The sequence below is a fragment of the Mesorhizobium sp. WSM4823 genome, assembly GCF_055811195.1.
Window position 1 is genome coordinate 197,267 of sequence record NZ_JBVVQL010000009.1, and the last position, 20,275, is coordinate 217,541.

Consider the following 20,275-nt stretch of genomic DNA (forward strand, 5'->3'; position numbering starts at 1 on the left):
CGAATTCACGGTGATTTCACGGGAAGCAGGGGACTTGCTCTAGCACCCACAATCTTAAATTGGCCGCGACAAGAATTGAATATGTGTGCCGTGCTTGACACGACGGGGCACAACGGATCTCGGCGAGCGCTATACTCTGGCGCGTCGCGCTTTTCGGACTGCAGTTCTCCTCGTGTTTCCCGCGCGGTCGTCGACCGCCGTTCACGGCTCCAGCAGATCGTTGATCCGGCCCGCAACTCTCTTTTGTACAGTCTCCATGATCGGCAGACGCCTCAGCGTGTTCACCGGATAGGTCGGATCAAGTAGGGCAATTGGGCTGAAGCCTGGCTCCTGCTGCCGCAGGGCCTTAACAGCTCGGCGAAGCTGCAGCGCCTCATCGAGGCGAAGGTGCAAGGCCACCTCATAACGCCGTGTTGAGACAAAGTCTGGGCGGAAGCGAAGGGCCGTTCTAGCGTGCAACAGCGCCTGATCGTAGTCAGCCAGAGCGGTTGCGGCCATGCAAGCGAAATGCTCGAAATAGAACTGAAACGGACTGTGTTTGGTAAGTTCCAGCGCGCGCCGGGCTGTTTGGTATCCTTCTTCTAACTTGCCGTTTGTGCTCAGGGCGTTGGAGAGCAGCGCCCATCCCAACGGGTCGGTGGGATTGCGCTCGACGCCGCGCTGCGCCATCACGAGCGGCGTCCGCAGATTGCCTTGATGAACATACTCGATCTGCGAACTGATCGTCTGAACGACGGCATCGTCGGGCGAGTGGCGGAGCGCCTCCACAGCGAGCTCAGTGACCGACACAGCGTTGTCCAGGAATGACATCGTTCGATGTTGAAAGAATGCGGCATTGCGCAAGAAGCCGCGCCACACCAGGTACCGGCCGCGCGGCTCAATCTCGAACGCACGCTTGAACAGGCTGTCAGCGGCAACGAGGCTTTTCTTGTCAAGGCGAAAAAACAGGTTCCGGGCTTGGTGCGCCAGGACGGATGCGCAAGCATCCGCTCCATCAATCGATGCCGCTTCGGCGAAAGCATCGGAAACGTGTTCGACAGTGTTGAGTGCAAGCCTGTCCAAATCGACCGACTCGTGCATCGCGCCGATAGCGCTAGGTACGCATGCATTGTCGGACCACAGCCGTCGGTCATTATGGATTTCGCAGGACAGGAAAACGTCATTACCTACCGCTACGGAAAGCACTCGGATCAAGAGCATTGCCTGCGGCTGGCCTCCGGGCGCATCGAGATCATCCGCACCGCCGGCCCCGTCCGCACTCATGATCTCCAAATCGTCCATCTGCCGCAATGCACTCAGAATCCGATTCTGCAACAGTCGTGCGCCGACATCGGCCGCTGGCGCTCCTCGTGCATCGCTACGCACCAGCACGATGCGTCTTCGGCGCGGCGCTGCCCTACGCTGCTGCATCCATCTCTCGAGGACTTGGCTGCGCACGTCGCGGATAACATGTTCGAATTCATGGTCGTGCACGTCAACGTCTTCAAAGGCCTCGACCGTGCCTCCCCGCCTCATGTCGACCGACGCTTCGTACACGACCTTGAAGCTCGCGGGGTCTAAAGTCACAGCATGCCGCGAGGCCACCAGCAGTTGACCGTGCGATCCCAACGCGCGGCGTATCTCACTGAGGGCCGCTCGCAAACTGCCTGACGCCTGTTCCGCTGCCCGGTCGCTCCACAAGCGCTGCTGCAGCCATGCCCGCGTGCGCGTGTGGCCGGGCGCGACGGCCAGAAGCGCAATCGCCCCGCGCGCCTTGCTGCCCTGTGGCGCGAAATCACGCCCCTCCTCATCGGTGAGGGTTAGCCTGCCGAGAGCATTTAGCTTTAGCATGTCCGCCCCGCAGAAGTATTCTGTTCTCTATATTTACTTACTGCAATTTTCCGCGTTCCGCTATCCATTAGAAGACGCAAATGTTCACGCGCCCTTGCTGATCCTCGCGGGGAAAGCAAAATCATGTGGCTGAAGAGAGCGAAGTCCCTTCGGCACGAGTTGCTTCGTAGCCGGCGCTGACAGACGCGCAATAGCGGCTACATTCCCGCCCCTTAAACTCACATCGAAGTATTTCACGGTGTTTTCACGCCCACGATTTTTCTCCTGGTCTAGGATTGCGAGCATCTTGTCCGCACCAATTTTGCAAACCGGTTTGGTGAGGTCGTTCGAACGATTGAGTTGCCCGTCGAAGGAGGATGCCTTGGATAATCTGGTACCGAAAACAAAGGTCAGATCGAATGCCGGCTCGCGCGGGAAAACCGGTGCGGCATCCGCCAATCCGCTGGGCATCATCGTCGACCTCTTGCCACCGGGTTTCCCGACGCGGCCTGGAACACGGATACGGCCGACCACTATTACCATTCACAACACCGACAACCCCGGTCCGGGCGCCGATGCCGCAGCGCACAATCGATACATTCGCGGCAGCGACGCAGTCGCCCGGAGGGTATCGTGGCATTTCACGGTGGACGACAACGAGATCTACCAGCATCTCCCGGTCAACGAGATGGGATGGCACGCCCACGCTGCCGCCAATGCATCCAGCATTGGCGTCGAGGTCTGCATGCATCGCGACATGAATGAAGCCGCCGCATATGACCGGGCGGCGCGGCTTTGTGTGTTTCTGGGTATGCAGCTCGGCATCACCGTGCCCGAGGGTCTGCGCCAGCATCATGACTGGACAGGCAAAAACTGTCCCAGCGTGCTGCGGGGGCGGCCAAATGGCTGGCGGACGTTCCTCGACCGCGTCGCCTTCTACCGCAGGGGATCGCACGGACGCGCGCCGAGCGACGTCAACTTTATCGCGGCGGCAAAGGCGGGAGTCGCGAGCAAGCAAGCTCCAGAGGCAACAGACGACGCGCTCGCGTCCATCGATTATCATTTTGCAGCGCACGCCGACGCCGGCACAGCCGCCGCCGAGCAAGCCCTGCCGATCCCGACCGGGGACCCGATTGCGTTCGCCACGTCCACCGCAAGCACATCCTATTGGCCTGTTGTGACACGCCATCCGCGCGCCTTGGAAGTCAACACGCGTCTGGTCGGCGGCGGCGCTTCGGGTGCCAATGCCTCCCGCCGCTTCCTAGCCGACCGAAGCGGCGGCGCCCGCAATCACTGCGCGATCGATCTTTATTCTTCCGAAGGGGACGCGGTCGTGGCCGTGGAAGACGGCAGAATCGCCAATTTCTACCACTTCTATGAAAACACCAACGCGCTCCTGGTGCAGCACGATGGATATGTGGCCAACTACGGCGAAGTCTCGCCCAACTCGCTCTCATCGCTCGGCCTAAGCATCGGGGACCGGGTGAAGGCGGGGCAGCGGATCGGCACTGTCGGCCGATTGAACATGCTGCATTTTGAAACCTATTCGAGCGGCACGACCAAAAACTATTCCTGGCCGAAGGCCAACCCCCGCCCGAGCCGGCTGCGCAATCCAAGCCAGCTTCTTCTTGACCTCACGGTATCCGCCGTGCGGCTCGATGCCGACCAGACCGTGACTGCCCTCAGTGTTGCAAGACCGGACGGCCTGCGGACTGTCAGCGCGCCCTCGATTGCTTTCGCGCCCGCGGCCTTGCCGCCGATGGATGGGAAGGATTGGCATTCGTTCGGCAATGGAACAAGGGAATGGCGGTACGACGAGCGTGGCCTTGCCACCCGCGAGAACGGCACCGTCGAGCGGCAGCGTTGGGAGCAAAGCCTCGATACGACAAGGAAGATCATGGAATACATGGGCTCCGAGCTGCTTGCCGCGAGCACCAAGCACGGCATACCGCCGGCGCTGCTCTTGATGACGGTAGCGACAGAGACGCACATTTACAAAGCCGACAAGTTCACGGGCCCGAAAACATTCCGCTGGGAGGCGCATGTCGAGAACGACGACGTCAATCCGCCGACGCTGGGGGACTATTCGGCAGGCCCCGCGCAATCGCTCGGCACGACGGCGCGCTGGGTCATCCGCTCGAAAGGCACGGTGTTCGACCTCGACTACGATCCCTTCGCGGTCGCACCAGTGTATTCGGCCAAACCAGACCCTAATCCGGCTAATCATCCGTTGTATGATTTTGCGACCAATCTTGATCTTGGCGCCGCGGAAATCCGGATCCGGCAAAACAAGAGCGGCTTCGATCCGATCTTCGTCGCGGCCGCGTTCAACGCCGGCGGACTCTACAGCAGTGCGCATAGCCCATGGGGTCTGCGTACTTATGGCGACCATCTCGACCGGGCGGCAAAATGGTACGGCGACGCCTGCGCGCATCTGATTGAGATCGGAATCGTCTAGTTCTTCATCAATGCTGCTGCTCGTGAGGAAAGACTGTATGCTCATTTGGGGAGGAGTTCTCTTAAGCATTCCATGCGGGTGGCTTATTGGTCTTCGGTTCAGGGACCAAAAGCGAATTTATAACACACTTATATCGTGCTCGGCGACCGTTGTTTCCATAACGTTATTTACACCTAGTGGTTATATAGAGGCGATATTGGGAGTATCATGGGGTCTGACTTTGCACCGAGGGTTTTATGTTTGGTGCGCCGGCATGTCGCGACGACTGGCACCTGGCCCACAACAGGAGGACGAGTTAGCATGTTAGACATCGCCCATCTCGGGGCAGCCAGCTTCGGTGCGATCATCGGCTGGCTGGTCTACTACATCAACCGCTATCGCAAGGCCGACGTCCAGTTCAGCGATCTGACCACGATCGTAGGTATCGTTGGCGGTGCTGGGGTAACCTCGCTTTTTGGCGACGGCGACAAGGCTCTTTTCGGCGCCTATGGCATCGGCCTGTTCGGCGGGTTCTTCGCCTATTTCCTGGCCCTCATCATCATGGTGCGCAATTCAGGCGGGGTATTCGGCGTCGCGTGGTTTCTGGACGGCCGCCGCAAGAAGCTCTTGGCCGACGAGGAGCTGCAGGGCGAGGTGCCGGCCGGCAATCGACCGATGGACGTGAATTTCGATCTCCACCAGCGCGTTGCCGCGATCGAAAGTCGACAGGTGGCTGTCGAGACCGCAAGCAGAAGAAAATCAAGCCAAGCATAAGGAGATAAGCGATGGCCGAGAATCCGAAACACTTTTGCATGTGCCTTACTGGAGCGCCGAAGACGGGCGCAGACAAAGCGGGCGTTTCATTCACCAAGGCTGCGGTGCTCAAGGAGGCTATGTGGGACAAAGGCGCCCTGATCACCTGTCGGTTTCTTGGCGGTTCCGCCGCGCTTCAGGCCCGGGTCCGCAAGGTCGCCAAGGAATGGGAGAATGTCGCGGACCTGACGCTGGATTTCCGGACTGCGGGGCCAACGGACATTCGCATCGCGTTCGTTCAGGGCAATGGTTCGTGGTCTTATCTCGGCACAGTGTGCCGCCAAATCCCCGAGCCTCGAGAAACGATGAACTACGGATGGCTGGACGACGGCTCCAGTGAAGACGTGTTGCGCCGCGTGGTGCTTCACGAGTTTGGCCATGCCCTGGGGCTGATCCATGAACATCAGAATCCGCTCGGCGGCATAAAGTGGAACCGCGACGCGGTGATTGCCGATCTCAGCGGGCCTCCCAACAATTGGGATCTTGCGACCATCGAGAGCAACATGTTCCGGCATTATCCCGACAAGACGGTGATTGCGTCGCCGGTCGATTCGCTATCGATCATGATGTACCCTATCCCGAAGGCGTGGACCCTGGACGGGTTTTCAGCGGGTATGAATTCGGAGCTTTCGAAAACGGACAGGCAACTTGTCAGCCAAGCATATCCCAAGTGACCTATGCCGAAGCACGACCACTACGCAATTGCGATCGGCCTGAAGACGTATTCAGGGCTCACGAACCCCCCAGCTGATCTGCAGGGGCCGGAGCATGATGTAGAGAGCATCTGCAAGTGGCTGCTCGCGTCGGACGGCGGCGATTTGCCTGAGAAAAACGTCAAGAAGATCATCTCTTCCGACTTCCCGGCGCCGCCGTCCGATGAGCCTTGGGCCGATCATCTGAATCGACGAGGCTTCATGTGGATCGAAGACTTCGCCAAGCAGAATGTCGCAGCAGGTATTGGCCGGACCGTCGGCCAGCGCCTCTACATCTACATGTCCGGTCACGGCTTCTCGACGGCCCAGCGCAGCGGCTGCCTGCTGACCGCCGATGCACTGCCTAACAAAGTCGATGCGAACATCTCCGCTTCGGCCTGGATGAGCTGGTGGCAGGATGCCGGCTATTTCCAGGAATTTGTGCTGATACTCGACGCCTGCATGAACCGCATGACCACCGCGGTGCCCCGTCCGCCGCCGCTGGCGCCGGTCAACGATCCGAAGCCGCCTGGTCCGGTATTTGCCGCCTTCGCCGCCAGGCGACCGCTGAAGGCTGTGGAGACGTCCGTGAAGGAGGACGGCGGGAGGTTCCACGGCGTCTTCACCTGGGCATTCCTCGACGGTATCAAGGGCGCAGCGGTGAACTCGGCGGGCACCGTAACTGGCCAGAGTATGGCCAATTGGCTGCGAAACGCCCTGCCGCAGCGGCTTAGCAAGGCGGATAGGGAGAATCCCGAGATATCGCTAGAGCCCGAGATCGTCGCTGAGCACCCCGGGATCATCCTGGCGCGCGGGGTCGCGCCGATGCTGTTCGACATCGAGATGCAGTTCGAGCCTGATGCTGTCGGAAAGTCCGCCCGTTTATGGTCCGGGGCGCCGCCGCAGGCCTCGACGATTGCGGCACTACCGGCAACGACCGTCCAGCTGCCGGCTGGCCTCCATATCATTGAGGTTCCGGATAGCGGCTATCGGCAGGGTTTCGAGGTCACGCGCACGGGCACGGTAAAGGTGACGGAGAAGGGACAGGCGGTATTGCTTACCCCGGGCATTTTCAACCTGTCGCTCGACGGAGGCGCCGCGGCGAACCAGATCTCAATCGAAACTGCGGAATTCGAGACGGTCGACAACGCCAAGCGGCAACTCGACACAAAATTGAAATGTGGCATCTACCGCGCCCGAATCCGCGCAGGTACGAATCTTGTCGATCAGGTCTTCCTCCTCGACCGGGATATGGTTCTGGCTGCAGGCGTTCTGCCTCTGATGGCGTCTGCGGTTCCATTCCGCGGCGCGCCGCTTTCTCACGAGACGCAGTCGGCTTTAGTCGATCACATTGCTGAACAACTTGGCCCCCGGCCCGACAAGGCGCAGATCGCGGTCGTTGCGAGAAGCTGGACAGCCGAGACGGCCGCCGCGATCGCTAATCCCTGGGAGGGTGTCAGGATCGTCGACTCACGCGGCAGGGAGCTCGCCGACCTTTCCAAGAGCAGCACGAAAGACCTGGCTGCGAAGGACGGGAGCGCACATGTAACGGTCGAGATCGAACCCACAATCGCTTTCCTGAGATTCCGCAATGGTTCTGCCGGGATAACCGAGATGGCGTTGCCGGCGGTCGCGGACTGGCGTCTTGAAGCCTATCTCTTGCGCTTCCAAACCGGCGAACAGGAAGCGCCTCCGCGGATATCGTTCATCATGCGGAATGGAAAGGATGAACCGCCGGACCGCAAGGTGCACTGGTCTGTCGCCGAAAACGACAGATTTGAGAAGGCTTCGATCGCGCTTGCCGAAGAGCGCCCCATTCTTGACGCCGAACTGGAGGAGTTGCTCCTACGAAAGTTCAAGAACCCGCTCGAAGGTATCGTTGGCGCACATCTCTTGCTTATTCAGTGGGAGGCGGACCGCTCGGTCAACCTCAACGATCTGAGCATCGTGGTCACCAATCTACGCGATCTCGTCGGCAGCGAACACCCGGATGTGGAGGCACTTTCGTTTCGCTGCCCTGACGTGTCCTTGCGCCGGAGGAAACCTTTCACGGCGCCGCCCTTATTCGAACGGAGCTGGCGCTTGATGGTCGAAGCGAGCCAGCAAAACCAGGCGCTCGTTCCGCTTGCTCTATGGAATCGCGTCGCCGCGCTTTCCACAATTCCGCCCTATCTTGGATGGTCGGCGAACCGCCAAGTGAGGGAAACGTATCGTTCGACACTTCTGGAGAATCTCGTTGCGGCAGCACCTCTTGCGGCGCCGCTGCCGCAGGAGATGATGGGTTTCGACGTTGTCGCGCCCAAGGAGCTTGCAGCCCCGGGTTCGATGTTCTCGAAGGAGAATGCGGCCAAGCCGAAAACCGGGAAGAGCGCTGCCAAATTCTCGCCGAGTGGTTCGAAGCGCGCCGCACCCGGACAGGCTTCCGTTAAACCGCCTGCGACATCATTGGCTTCTCCAGAACCGAGGCCTAAAGGGTTCAAAGCCGTCGACGGTCGCCCTGGCGTTGCTTTAATAGAGGCGCAGGCGCGCCGCTTTGCCCTCACCTACCAACTTCCCGCCTCGGCTCTGAAGGCCCTCCAGAAGAAACGGGGAACCTAGATGGAGCGCGGTTGGCATCCGGGTGAAGCGGGTTTTGGCTTACAACTCGGAACGCTGACCGTGTCTTTTCAACGATTCGAGCTGCCCAATACTGGCGTTGTCCGTGTCGCCCCGCGAAGCTTGGGAGCGCTCCCTATCGCAAGAGCGCGCAACGGACGATTGCTTCTTCCCGTTGATGACAAGGAAGCCTTTTGGATTGGCCTTTCATCACGGGAGGAAGTCTATCTCGTACAATTGCGGGCGCTTCTCAACGACGGGACGGGGACGCAACTTGGTGAAGAAGCGCAGGCGGTGCCCCCGGACACCCGGATCATTGGCTGGTCGGCCGCTGGAACCTCGTATTGCGCGTTGTCAAGAGTCGCTACAGGCAGCGCCTTGGGGGTGGAATCGATTTACTTCGCGGCGCGGAGGGTCGCTTCCCGAGATGCCGGACCGATCGAGGACAACGTCTTCTTGGTAGACTATGCAGAATATTCCGCCGCTACGTTGCGGCCGCCGCCCGAACGAATCGACCCTTCGGCCGGATATGGCGGCCAGTTGCTCCCTTGAAAAATGGGCAATAGACCGGTGCATTCGCGGGCTGTGTCAACAACATCAGGTTCGATCTTTCGCCCTCAGAGCCGCCGATGTTCATCGCAGAGCGATTTCCGCCATCTAATCCATAGGCTTGTAGACGGCGCCCGATCTCTTCCAATGGGGCGCCCGAGAGCAAAGTAACTGGTCGGTTGAACGATCCTGCCAGTTCATTTGACTTACTCGACCAAGCGACGGCTCAATTGCTGTCCAGCTTTGCAACAGCGCTTGTATCGCAGGAACGGCTGGTATGGGTCGCTTCTGAAGGGCAGCTTCCCGGCCGTTCGAGCGCAAACCTGTCCGTCAGCAAACGGCCCGTTGCGGAACCTTTTGAACTCCCGCATTTTGGCTTTTCCAGCGCGAAACTGGCTTAGGCGATGAATGGAAAACGCCAAATGTTCCTGGTCTGTGCTCCGAAAGTCGCATAAATGGCAGTGAGGAACGTCGGTCAACAGATCGGTGTGATGTCCGGAATTATTTGGCATTTGATGGGGTTTACCTGTCCGGAATTATGGGCCGCAGGTGTTCAGCCTATACGATTGAAAACAAGAGGATTTTCAGGTCGAGGAGAGGGGCTCCCGATCCAAAGACCGGTGTGACGTCCGGAATTATTGGGCATTTCACAGGGTTTACCAGTCCGGAATTATCGGTTGCCGGCGGGCGGGCTATGCGATTGAAAACAGAGAGTTTTCTGCCTGAGGGGCAGGGGTTTTCCGATCCTCAGACCGAGTTTACCGATGGCCTCAATCACAGTTAATTCTGGATTCGCATTAAGTGATTGGATTTGCGCAGAATATAGCCGCACTTATTGGTAAACCCGCTCACGGTCGACAATGGATTGGTCAACCCAGGACGACAGGATTGGTAAACCTGAGCCGCCCTATTCACGAAGGTCCAGCTCTGCGCATTCAACGTCGTCAGTCAGCAGATATTCGGGCGACAATCGGGACCAGCGTGCGGCGCCGCCTAGCGTGAGACACCTCGGCCAGCCGCAAATCGACGCGGTTTGACCGGACGCGCACAATACCGCACACGATCTTCTAACCTCGGCTTAATTCCGGAAAGAGGCAGATAATTCTGGACGCCGCACCGGAATTATTTGTCGTGGTGAGGCCAAAATCCAGAATTATCTGTCGTTCATCGGCCTTCTAAGTGGATGATATCCGTACGCTTTCGGCCAAAGAGGTTACCAATGCCCTTCGGACAACAGGCTACCAATGTACCCCAACGACAATCAATTCCCGACTGGCCTTAAGGAGATGTTTGATGAGCTTATTACGGCCAAGATTGGGAACCTAAGGCCACCCGACACGCGCATTGGTAACCCCCAGCGACAGGTTGGTAACCCTCATCGAGCGAGTGGCGCTCGCACCTTTCGGCGAATTCGCTTCAGTTCAGCTGCGGTCAGCAGATTCCCGTCCGCATTGCGCATGACCAACCCACAAGACGGCTCGCCAGATATTGGTCGTTGATCGTTTAGTCGATGCGCTCTGCCTCATCGAGCTTTACGATCTCCTGGAATCCGGAGGCGGTTATCAGCGATCCAATGGGCCACTCCCTAGCGGAGGCGTCATCGAGCTCACGACCCAGCGCTATTGCCGCGCTTAATAGGATCTTCTCGCCGGGGGCTGACATTGATATTACCTCCGTGAGGTGGACTCGGACGATCTTCAAATAGCCTACACGTTCGTGATGTAAGCATATCCCCACAAAATTCTCAGGAATTGCCCCGCGTCGACGCCAGGTAGCTAGCTATGGGTGAGTGGCTGTCTACAGTTGAGTTTGCTGAGCTAGTCGGCATTAGGCGACAAGTCGCTCATCGCGCTCTTCGTCGGCGTCACTGGCGCAAGAATCCGCTCGAAGTACGGAAGGTCAATGGTCGGCGCGGCGGGAACGCCGGGGAGCAATATCAGGTGAATTCCACGTCCCTGCCGCTCGAACACCAGCACCGTTTAAAGGTCTCTCAAACTCTCGTTGAGAACCACTCGAAATCAATCACCGGCAGGACGTCAGAGCACACATGGTGGCTCGATCACCTGAGGCCAGCGCTTCAGCATCCAATCAAATCGACTGCCCGCACCGACGCCCTGGCCGAGCTAGCAGGCAACCCAACGCGGAACTGGGAGGGCAGGGCGGTCAGCTATTCCCTGCGGACGCTACAGCGCCATGCCGCACGTTTTGACGAAGGCATAAAGGTCGGACGGCATGGTCGATCGGACAGGGGTAAGCGCGTCGCCATAAGCCGGAGGTGGGACAAGCTGGTCCCGTTCGACGCATCCACCAAGGCAAAAATCGCGGAGGACCTAAAGCAGGAAATCCGCGGCCTCCTCAAAGGCGGCATGTCGTGGGGCCACACCCTGCAAGAAGCCGAGAAGTTCCTGATTGACGCAACTCGGGCCGGGGCTTTCGTCCCGGCGATCCTAGCGTGCTGGAGCGCGCTTGTTCTATCCCAACCGACCTCGTCTCAGCGGAACTCCACTTCCGAAACGTCCACCGGTTTAAGCGCGACCATAAGGCTTATGATGATCGCCGGCCGCGCATCCGGCGCACCGTCGCCTACATGCAGCCGATGGAGATGGTGATCGGCGATGTCCACCGTGTCGACATTCACCTCACTCGTCCTGACGGCACTGTCGCCACTGCTAGGCTGATCGGCTTCTTAGACTAGGCGACGCAGCGCCTCTGGATAGGGCTGATCTTTTTCGAAAAGCGCGGCGGCGTGCAAAACCGCGACGTGATCGAAGTCTTCGCGGCCATGATCGAGGCGTGGGGCATGCCGCAGTCGCTCTATGTCGACAACGGCAAAGAATTTGGGCTTCACCGCCTTTCTGGACGATGCCATGCAGCTTACCGTGCCAGGCTTCCATGGCCCGTCCCGATCAACCCACGTCATCAATGCTTTGCCCTACAACGCCTCCGCAAAGTCGCTGAGCGTTTATTCGGCGACCTGGAGACGCGCTATTTCAGCATGGCGCGCGGTCACATCGGCGGCAACCGAATGATCAAGAAGCAGGAGGCGATCGGCAGGACGGTCGCTCCTTTCGGTGCTTTCGAAGACGTGGTGCCAGCCATAGAAGGCTTCGTGCGCACCTATAATCATACTGCGCAGGGCAAGAAGAGCGCGTTCAAAGGGCTCTCCCCTGAAGCCACGTTCCGCAAACACCTCGAGGCGGGATGGGCGCCGACTGCGATGAGCCGCGATGAAGTGCGCGCGGCATGTGCGCGAACCGAAGAGCGTTCGGTTGTTCAGGGTGCGATATCGGTCGGTGGCCGTCATTGGACATGCCCGGAATTGCAGGCTTACCAGTACGAGAAGATTTGGGTCCGTGTGCCGGCCTATCACACACCGGCCGATTTGCTATTGCTTGACCGGCATGGTGAACAAGTCGGCATAGCCTCTCCCGACGTCGAGTTCCATCCGCTCGACAAGCGCGGCGCAAAAACATCAGCCGAACGCGCGAAGGTGCATCGGCAGGCGGTGCGTGGCCTCGATCGGTCAGCGCCTGATATCGATGTGGCTGCACGCCTGATCGCACGCGGCGAAGCCCAGCCTCACACGGTCCCCAACGAGCCCGTCGGCATCGTCTCTTACGATCCGGCGAAGCGGTCGGCGCGGATCGTGATGCCGAAGAGGCCTTCGTTCTCCGAAGAACGCAGGCGCGAACAGGACGAGCGCATAGCCGCTCAGATGGACTTGGCGAGGAGGGTCGTCCGATGACGTTTGTCGAAACTCGCGCCGCTCACACCGTGCGCGCCGCCTTCGGTATGGCGGTCAAGATGCGATATCCGGTGCTTGCGGTCGGCAAAACCGGACTCGGAAAGACTGTAGCGCTCATCTGGATAGGCTTCCAAAGCGGGGCTGCCTATTGCGAAGTTGCGCAGCACACCAAGGCTATCAGGCCGATGTTCCTGATGCTGCACGACGCCTACGGCGTCCAAAAGGACAGCAAGCACACATACGATCTTGCGAAGGATTGCATGAACTTTCTGGGCGCCCGATACGGCCCGACACGTCCGTTGCCGGTGGACGAATATCAGAACTTCACACCCACTGTTTTGCGGGAGCTGCTCCATCTTCAGGAGCGCTGCGGATTCGCTTTACTGCTCGCCGGCAACACTCATCGGTTAGCGGGCACGAGGCGTGATACCCATGCTATGGATCAGATCGAAAGCCGTATCGGCATGCGTTCGAGATCGGGCAGCCGACACGGGAGGACTACGTGAGGATTGGCGCCGAACACAACGTTGAGGGAGTCGACGCCTACGAGGCAATCGCCACCTACGGGCAAAACACCTCCCTTCGCGCGCTTTGCCATCTCCTCCAGAATTGCGCTGCCGGCACCAGCGGCTTCGGCAGCATTCGTCTTCCCCGGATCGAGAAAACTCGCGCTTAGGTGAAAAGAAACGGTCGCCTAATCCGCGACGATTGCAATAATGGCACCTTTTATATGGGCTAGCGTTTCATTCAGCGTCCGATCTTGCAACGAGCGTTTCGGATCGCTAATGCCACATTGTGGTTTCGTATCTAGGGTGTAGGTATGATGGATGATCTTGACCGGCGGATACTCGGCGCCCTTCAAAAGAACAACAGGCTATCGTTCTCCGAGCTTGCGGACCTCGTGGGTTCGTCTGCTGCCTCATGCATGCGCCGTGTCAATAAGTTACGCGGCGACGGGGTTATCACCGCAGACATCTCCCTAGTCGACCCCAAGGCGGTCGGTAAGTCGCTGACCGTGGTCGTCACAGTGGAGCTCGATCGCGAGCGTTTAGACCTTGTCGACGACTTCAAGCGAGCAATGAGGGCGGCGAAAGAAGTCACTCAATGCTATATGGTGACAGGTGATGCTGACTTCGTTCTTATTGTAGCAGTAGAGGACGTTGAGGCCTTTGACGTTTTTGTAAAGACCAAACTCTACACAAATCCTAATGTCCGCAAGTTCAAGAGCATGATTGCGCTGGACCGCGTGAAGTTTGAGCCCCGGTCGCTAGTGTAGGCCGTTTTAAGGCTGAACGTTTCCGCCACTTCCATCCCGTTTTTGAAGCGTGCATTGCGGCCGGGGCGCCACTTTGATCGCAATCATGGCATCGAAGTCTGCGATTTAATTGGAACACCGGGCGACCGGCGGCCGGCCACAAAAGGGGTTATGGCCCCGCTCAAGCGGTAATCGATCGCGCTGACGACGTCTGGCACGCGCAGCGTGCTGGCGATCCGAGGTGCGCCAACATTTGGATTGCTGAGCTGTGGAGCCGCTGGGCGGTTCCGCAGCGGCAAATCGTAGCCGGGCGTGCGGAGCGCCTGGTTGCAAGATTTGGAGGACTCAGGAATGACACTTGCTGCAGCCGAACCTGCAACAGCTCTCCCAGCCATAGAGCAACGCCACCGGGATCAACGGCAGTATCCCCATGGCGTAGCCTTCATGGATGGTCAGTACCTGCCGATGTCCGAAGCCAAGGTCTCCGTTCTGGACTGGGGCTTTCTGCATTCCGATGCCACCTACGATACCGTCCATGTGTGGGATGGGAGGTTCTTCAGGCTGGACCTGCACCTGGACCGGTTCTTCCGCGGGATGGAAAAGCTCCGTATGAAGCTTCCCTACAACCGCAGTGAGATCGAAAAGATCCTGTCGACCTGTGTGGCGCTATCCGAGCACAAGTCGGCGTATGTGGAAATGATCTGCACGCGAGGCGGCTCGCCCACCTTTAGCCGTGACCCGCGCCAGTCGGAGAACAGGTTCATCGCATTCGCGGTGCCTTTCGGGTCGGTTGCCAACGAGGAGCAGCTGCAGCGCGGCCTGCATGTCGCCATCAGCAGCACCGTCCGGATCCCGCCCAAGTCGATCGATCCGACCATCAAGAACTATCACTGGCTCGATTTGGTGAACGGCCTGTTCGATGCGTACGACTTCGGTGCCGAAACCGCATTGCTCGTCGACATCAACTACAACATTGCCGAGGGGCCAGGCTTCAACGTTTTCACCGTGAAGGACGGCCGCTTGAAGACACCGGCTTATGGCGTCCTTGCCGGCATTACCCGCCAGACCGTATTTGATCTATGCGACGAACTGAGCCTATCCGTCAGCGCCGGCGACATTGATCGCGACGAGCTGAAGGGCTCCGATGAGGTTTTCATCACGTCTACAGCGGGCGGGATCATGCCCGTGTCCAAGATTGACGAAACCGTTGTAGGCGACGGCAAGGTTGGCGCTCTGACTCGCCAGCTGAAAGTCCTGTATTGGGAGAAGCATGCCGATCCGGCATGGTCGACCGCGGTAAATTACCCCTAGTACCGCGATATATTGTCGAGCGTTCCTCCCCAGCGCGGGGAGGGCTGTGCCGCCGTGAGTTTGCCGATGACCGACGCTTTCATTTCTCATCTCTCGAATGAGCTCACCGGCCTGAAATCGGCCGGCCTCTACACATCCGAGCGGGTGATCACGTCGACCCAGTCGGCGCGAATCGAGGTCGGCGGGCAGAAGGTGCTTAATTTCTGCGCCAACCAACTATGTCGGCCTCGCCGACAGCGCCGAGCTGCGCGCGGCGGCCAGCCAGGCGCTCGACCCCTATGGCTATGGGATGGCGTCGGTGCGCTTCATCTGTGGCACGCAGGAGGAGCACAAGGAACTCGAGGCGACGATTTCATCCTTCCTCGGCCTGGAGGACACCATCCTCTATGGCTCCTGCTTTGACGCCAATGGCGGCTTGTTCGAGACGTTGCTGGGGGAGGACGATGCGATCATTTCCGATGCGCTGAGCCACGCCTCGATCATCGACGGTGTGCGGCTGTCGCTTGGCAGTTAACTGGGTTCTTCCTCAATTTGTGTGGCGCGGTGGCAGCATTCGTGCTCTCAGCAGTTCGGGGCCTGCCCTGCCGTACATTGCGCGCTTGAGGGTCTTGAGGCGGTTGATCTGACCTTCGGCCTGTCCGTTGCTCCAGGACAGCTCGATGGCGTTGTTGACGGCATCGATGTCTCTGCGCAAAACACGGGCGAATCGCATGATCGGAATGATGTCGGAGTCGATTGCATCGTCGATCCAAGGGGTCCAGTGTTTCCGACCTCTTGCTTGCCATTAAGGCGCCAGATCAATTGAACGCCCATACCAGTGAGCCGTCCCGTCGCTTAGTCCAACACGTTTTTAGCTTAGCGTCGCGGTCCACCTCACCGCGCTGACGCCATTCACCTTCTGCGCGACCCCAAGCTAAACACGCTGTGCGATGATTAGGATACCGAATACACCTAGTCCCGGCCGCTCTTGCTGCCCGCGAAACTTGAGGCGTTCGTCGATCGGATAGAGGCTTCGATTCAGGAGACCTGCGGCAGCTATTCCGGAATGGCCGCCGCCCTGCAGTTCCGCCGCGCCCGCGCCAGGTTCTAGTGATCGACGCCGGGCTGCGGCGGACGCTTTTTGCCAGTCATTTGCCTGCTTTCCTGCCCCAGGACGACGTCGATCCGGCCAAAATCGCCAAGGGTCGCCTGAGCAGCTTTCGCGCTGCGAGACGCTCGCCTGGTACGACGGAACGGCCGAACGGGTGAGGGGAGCCGCGACTCTTTCGGCTCCCGACTCGCCGACGTGCCCTCGGCGGAGGGCCGTTGTAATGGACGCCCATGTTTGCCCGCTGCAAAGGCTGCAGAGAACTCTGCCCTGGAGCAGGCGGATCCTTCGCGGACTGTCCCGGCGCGGCGCTGCATCCCATAAGCTTGTTCGTTGGTGGCGACACGCTCCTGGTTGGCCTTGAAGTGCTCCCAGTCGATATAACCCGGATGCAGGTCGGCAGGACTAACCGCCACTCGGCCATATTATTCACCTTGATCTGCGAGACGCCGCCGCCCGGCCGGGGCCGACCAAGCGTTCGACCGTAGAAAAAGGCGCCGGCATATCTCGGTTATGCAGGACCTGGAGGATGCGGCCGTGCTGTGGCGGCGCCCAGATGCGTTCGCTGCGGTTCCTGCGCAGTCGTCGCGGGAACAGGAGGCCGTTGTCGAGGGTCACCTGCCGCTGAACGTGACAGGCCAGGATGAAGCGGCGCAGGTTCGCGCCCCAGGCCGCCAACAACCCCCGCCTGCAGCGGCGCCACGAGCCTCTCGCCGCTTGGTGTCACCCAGCACTCCCAGCGATAGCGCATCACCCCGGCCGACAGAACCAGATCGCGCACCAGGATCGTCTTGTATCCCTTGAAGCGTGAGCCCGCAGGAGCGCTCTCCGCAACCGTCACCTCGTGGCTCACGCGACCGCCGTCGCGCTTTGCGCCGCGACGGCGTCGCTTCCCCTTGCCAGATGCCGGCTGCGTTGCCCATTCCGACGGCTTGGTCGGCTTGTCCGGAGGGCGATCTTGGGGTCTGGATCTCGGCGCGCAGCACCTGGTTCTCGATCTCAAGGCTCTCGACCCGGCCTTGAAGACCGCGCACTAAGCCGATCAGCGCAGCAAACGGCCCGCGGAGCTGAGCAAGCGACAGGCCTTCAAGCGAATCAGTCGGTGGTAGCGTCCGCAAATAGTGAATCACGAACGCGCTCGCCGCAAACCCCCTCCGCCCGGAAAATCTGATCCGGTTATGGCTCTCGACGTGACCCAGAGAGCTGGGAGAAGCCTCTGCGAGACTACAAGTGTAACACCATATTGGTGTAGCAAATCAAGCTTCGGTGGTAACCTCATGGGGTAGAGAAACGACTCTGGAAGCCGAGCAATGGATCGCGATAGCAAACTGACACGTGCAGCCGCGACGGGAGGAGGGCCGACGAACGCCGTAACCACCTTGACCTTCCAGACGGGCCACTGAACCAATGTTGCAGAACGGTTGGTAATCGCTAACCCGCGCGATACAGCACGTGATCTTGGGAGCTTCAAATCCGCCGAAAGGCAAACGCGACGTGCAGTTCAGGACGTTGCACTTCTTTGTGCTCGATGAATTCAAGCACTTGGGTAAGCTGGAGGCGATCGAGACCGCAATTACGACCGTCGCGGACTACAAGGGTCGCTTCATGCTCCATCATCCAAAGCCTTTCGGCTCTGACGGGGGGGCCATGGCGAGGCTGGCAAGCAGAATTTTCTCAGCAATACTGGCCTGCAAGTGTTCGTGGCCACTGCCGATGACGAGACTCCAAACTACATTTCCAAAGCTATCGGTGAATACAACGTGTCAAGCCTAATCGATTTCTACAGCCAGGCGCGAACGTTCGATTGGAACATCCAGAATTCGATCAAGGTGCACCGCTGTTGCGTCCAGAACAGGTGCGGCTACTCAATGACGAGTACGAGATTGTTCTCATCAAAGGTCTGCCACCACTGCAATTGAGGAAGGTGCGATATTTTTCGGATCGCATTCTGAAACGCATCTTTGAAAACCAGACAGGCGCCCTCCCGGAGCCGGCGCCCTTGATGAAAGCAGACGAGGGGCTTTCGGCAGAACCTCAACTCAATGAGCCGCTGCGTGGATTAGCGCAGGACTTGACGATGCAGTTTGATGTGAGGCTAGTGTGGACCCGCGAAATAGTAATCCATCCCGAGTAACAGCTTCGTCGCAGGTGCAGGACGCCGACTTGGAAGAGGGGCAAGCGGGCCAGGCCCGGCAAGTGGGCGATGAGCAGCACCTTGCCGAGGCCCGGAGGCTGTTCGATCAAGCTGACGAGTCGCCAACTAATCCAGAGGAGGTTCTGCGACTGGAACAGGGGTTGAGCGAAGTGCTTCAGCGACGGCAGGATGATCAAGCCGCCTCGTCTTTTTTCAGCGACCCAGGGATGCCCGCTGGACCGGGTGACCACAACAGCATCGTGGCCGACGCGTTCGCAGCGACCGGCTCTGGGCACGCCGGAGTTGAGGCCGCCGCCCCGCCAGTGTTAGCTGCCAGCCAACAGCAGATCCGGCCCTCGCCGGATGCGCTTGACCAGGGCAACCACCTGCCACCCGAGCGGCTGATCATCAACAATGAACAGTCCACAGCGCCGTTGCGGCCAGCGGAGAGGCAGAGGGCCCTGAATACGCCGCAAGCCGCCGCCATTCAGCAGCCGCTGAGCGAAATCGGCAATTCAGGCGGCCGCGTGCCGATGCAGCCCCCCATGCAGCAGTTGGGTGAATTGCCATTGGAAGGGGTGCCGGTTCAAGGCACAGGGTCCGAACACATCGGAAGGCTGCATGCGCAGGCCGCGCCCTCCGCAAGGTCTGAGGCACCCCTCGCTGCCATCGAGAACTCCATAGACGTCTCATTCGCCGTCCCCAAAGGCTTCTCCCATGGGACTCAACGCGTCCCAGACGCAATGCTCTCTTCCTTGGACCACCATGGCCTCTTGCCGGATGCGGGCCAGGCCCGGCAAGCGGGCTTTGAGCAGCACGTGGCCGAGCCGCGCCAAGCCGATCCTGTCGCGAGTGGCGCCCGTGCTACCCGCTATCCCCATCTGTCCGACGAACACCGGGACGTTATTGATAAGGCGATCGCCCACGCTGCGGTTCAGAAAAAATATAGCGAGAGCACGGTCCGAAATTACACGTCTGCACTTCGCCGATTAGCGAATGATCTCGGCGCTCGCGGCCAAGCGACTGATCTAAAAAATCACCAATCCCTGGTCGATCACGTCGATGCTTTCTTGCCGAAAGACGGTGATATAAAGACGGCGTTGAACGTCCTTCGTGCGTTTCATGAGCCGCCAGCGCCGGTGCCCTCAAAGGCAGACGCGCATATCATAGAACAAGTGACCAGTGACAGCAGCTTGGCCCCAAGCAGCCGTGCCGAGTATGTTCGTACTCTTCGCAGATTTTCTGAGGCGCTTGAGAGTCAGAGCCTGACGATCTCTGGGCTGGATCATGATTCGCGGATCGACTTCGCCAAGAGGTTGTTTCCAGACAGCCGCAATCTCATCTTTGCGTTGCAACGGGTTCGCGATGCGGAGTCCGCCTCACCTGGCGCCCGTGCTACCGCCTATCCCCATCTGTCCGACGAACACCGGGACGTTATTGATAAGGCGATCGCCCACGCTGCGGCTCAGCAAAAATATAGCGAGAGCACGCTCCGAAGATACTCGTATTCACTTCGCCAGTTGGCGAATGATCTCGGCGCTCGTGGCCAAGCGTCTGATCTAAAAAATCACCAATCCTTGGTCGATCACGTCGGTGCTTTCCTTCCGAAAAATAATGATATAAAGACGGCGTTGAACGTCCTCCGTGCGTTTCATGAGCCGGGCTATTCAGCGACTGGCCGGCGGCCGGACGCGCATATCTTAGAACAAGTGACCAGTGACAGCAGGTTGGCCTCGAGCAGCCGTGTTGTCTATGCTCGTAGTCTTCGCAGATTTTCTGAGGCGCTTGAGAGTCGGGGCCAGACGATCTCTGGGCTGGATCACGATTCGCGGATCGAATTCGCCCAGA

The 20,275-nt window shown here is 59.3% G+C and carries 11 protein-coding genes and 4 pseudogenes; 12 read left to right on the top strand and 3 right to left on the bottom strand.

What is annotated here, in order from left to right:
- Positions 1-201: 201 nt before the first annotated feature.
- Positions 202-1,830 carry an AfsR/SARP family transcriptional regulator gene (locus AC0L26_RS22235; RefSeq protein WP_473634513.1) on the bottom strand — a complete coding sequence of 543 codons (1,629 nt, stop codon included), beginning with the start codon at positions 1,828-1,830 and terminating at the stop codon, positions 202-204.
- A gap of 238 nt (positions 1,831-2,068) precedes the next feature.
- Here AC0L26_RS22235 and AC0L26_RS22240 point away from each other — a divergent pair, with 238 nt between their 5' ends.
- From AC0L26_RS22240 to AC0L26_RS22260, 5 genes are all read left to right on the top strand, one after another.
- Complete coding sequence (locus tag AC0L26_RS22240) at positions 2,069-4,267, top strand: N-acetylmuramoyl-L-alanine amidase (protein ID WP_473634514.1); 2,199 nt, start codon at positions 2,069-2,071, stop codon at positions 4,265-4,267.
- A gap of 300 nt (positions 4,268-4,567) precedes the next feature.
- Entirely contained in the window at positions 4,568-5,020 is a 453-nt protein-coding gene (locus AC0L26_RS22245; protein WP_473634515.1) for a hypothetical protein, read from the top strand.
- An 11-nt stretch (positions 5,021-5,031) separates the two neighbouring features.
- A complete protein-coding gene (locus AC0L26_RS22250) occupies positions 5,032-5,733 on the top strand; it encodes a M12 family metallopeptidase (protein WP_473634516.1) in 702 nt (233 codons plus the stop codon).
- A gap of 3 nt (positions 5,734-5,736) precedes the next feature.
- The gene (locus tag AC0L26_RS22255) at positions 5,737-8,349 is read left to right on the top strand and encodes a hypothetical protein (RefSeq protein WP_473634517.1); all 2,613 of its coding nucleotides are present in this window, start codon (positions 5,737-5,739) and stop codon (positions 8,347-8,349) included.
- Entirely contained in the window at positions 8,350-8,898 is a 549-nt protein-coding gene (locus AC0L26_RS22260; RefSeq protein ID WP_473634518.1) for a hypothetical protein, read from the top strand.
- A gap of 2,488 nt (positions 8,899-11,386) precedes the next feature.
- On the opposite strand, the gene AC0L26_RS22265 is transcribed toward AC0L26_RS22260, so the two are convergent.
- On the bottom strand, positions 11,387-11,533 hold the full coding sequence (locus tag AC0L26_RS22265; protein ID WP_473634519.1) for a hypothetical protein: 147 nt from the start codon (positions 11,531-11,533) through the stop codon (positions 11,387-11,389).
- 108 nt (positions 11,534-11,641) lie between these two features.
- On the opposite strand from AC0L26_RS22265, the gene AC0L26_RS22270 reads away from it, so the two are divergent.
- The 5 genes and pseudogenes from AC0L26_RS22270 to AC0L26_RS22290 form a co-directional block, all read left to right on the top strand.
- Entirely contained in the window at positions 11,642-12,640 is a 999-nt protein-coding gene (locus AC0L26_RS22270) for a hypothetical protein (RefSeq protein WP_473634520.1), read from the top strand.
- A complete protein-coding gene (locus tag AC0L26_RS22275; RefSeq protein ID WP_473634521.1) occupies positions 12,637-13,146 on the top strand; it encodes an AAA family ATPase in 510 nt (169 codons plus the stop codon). The genes AC0L26_RS22270 and AC0L26_RS22275 overlap by 4 nt, the downstream gene beginning before the upstream one ends.
- Positions 13,147-13,460: 314 nt before the next feature.
- Complete coding sequence (locus AC0L26_RS22280) at positions 13,461-13,916, top strand: Lrp/AsnC family transcriptional regulator (protein WP_473634522.1); 456 nt, start codon at positions 13,461-13,463, stop codon at positions 13,914-13,916.
- A 330-nt stretch (positions 13,917-14,246) separates the two neighbouring features.
- Positions 14,247-15,206, top strand: coding sequence for an aminotransferase class IV (locus AC0L26_RS22285; protein ID WP_473634523.1), 960 nt, complete (start codon positions 14,247-14,249; stop codon positions 15,204-15,206).
- A 66-nt stretch (positions 15,207-15,272) separates the two neighbouring features.
- Positions 15,273-15,708: pseudogene (locus AC0L26_RS22290) on the top strand (aminotransferase class I/II-fold pyridoxal phosphate-dependent enzyme); the annotation flags it as partial.
- A 24-nt stretch (positions 15,709-15,732) separates the two neighbouring features.
- Here the strand turns inward: AC0L26_RS22290 and AC0L26_RS22295 are convergent.
- Positions 15,733-15,957: pseudogene (locus AC0L26_RS22295) on the bottom strand (transposase); the annotation flags it as partial.
- A 1,854-nt stretch (positions 15,958-17,811) separates the two neighbouring features.
- Between AC0L26_RS22295 and AC0L26_RS22300 the strand changes: the two are divergent.
- Positions 17,812-18,427: pseudogene (locus tag AC0L26_RS22300) on the top strand (type IV secretory system conjugative DNA transfer family protein); the annotation flags it as partial.
- Positions 18,428-18,456: 29 nt separating this feature from the next.
- Positions 18,457-20,275, top strand: a pseudogene (locus AC0L26_RS22305) (hypothetical protein); the annotation flags it as partial.

Bases quoted from the DNA above. Each gene is read 5' to 3' on its own strand.
- AC0L26_RS22235 (WP_473634513.1), bottom strand. From the start codon at position 1,830: ATGCTAAAGCTAAATGCTCTCGGCAGGCTAACCCTCACCGATGAGGAG.
- AC0L26_RS22245 (WP_473634515.1), top strand. From the start codon at position 4,568: ATGTTAGACATCGCCCATCTCGGGGCAGCCAGCTTCGGTGCGATCATC.
- AC0L26_RS22250 (WP_473634516.1), top strand. From the start codon at position 5,032: ATGGCCGAGAATCCGAAACACTTTTGCATGTGCCTTACTGGAGCGCCG.
- AC0L26_RS22255 (WP_473634517.1), top strand. From the start codon at position 5,737: ATGCCGAAGCACGACCACTACGCAATTGCGATCGGCCTGAAGACGTAT.
- AC0L26_RS22260 (WP_473634518.1), top strand. From the start codon at position 8,350: ATGGAGCGCGGTTGGCATCCGGGTGAAGCGGGTTTTGGCTTACAACTC.
- AC0L26_RS22275 (WP_473634521.1), top strand. From the start codon at position 12,637: ATGACGTTTGTCGAAACTCGCGCCGCTCACACCGTGCGCGCCGCCTTC.
- AC0L26_RS22280 (WP_473634522.1), top strand. From the start codon at position 13,461: ATGATGGATGATCTTGACCGGCGGATACTCGGCGCCCTTCAAAAGAAC.
- AC0L26_RS22285 (WP_473634523.1), top strand. From the start codon at position 14,247: ATGACACTTGCTGCAGCCGAACCTGCAACAGCTCTCCCAGCCATAGAG.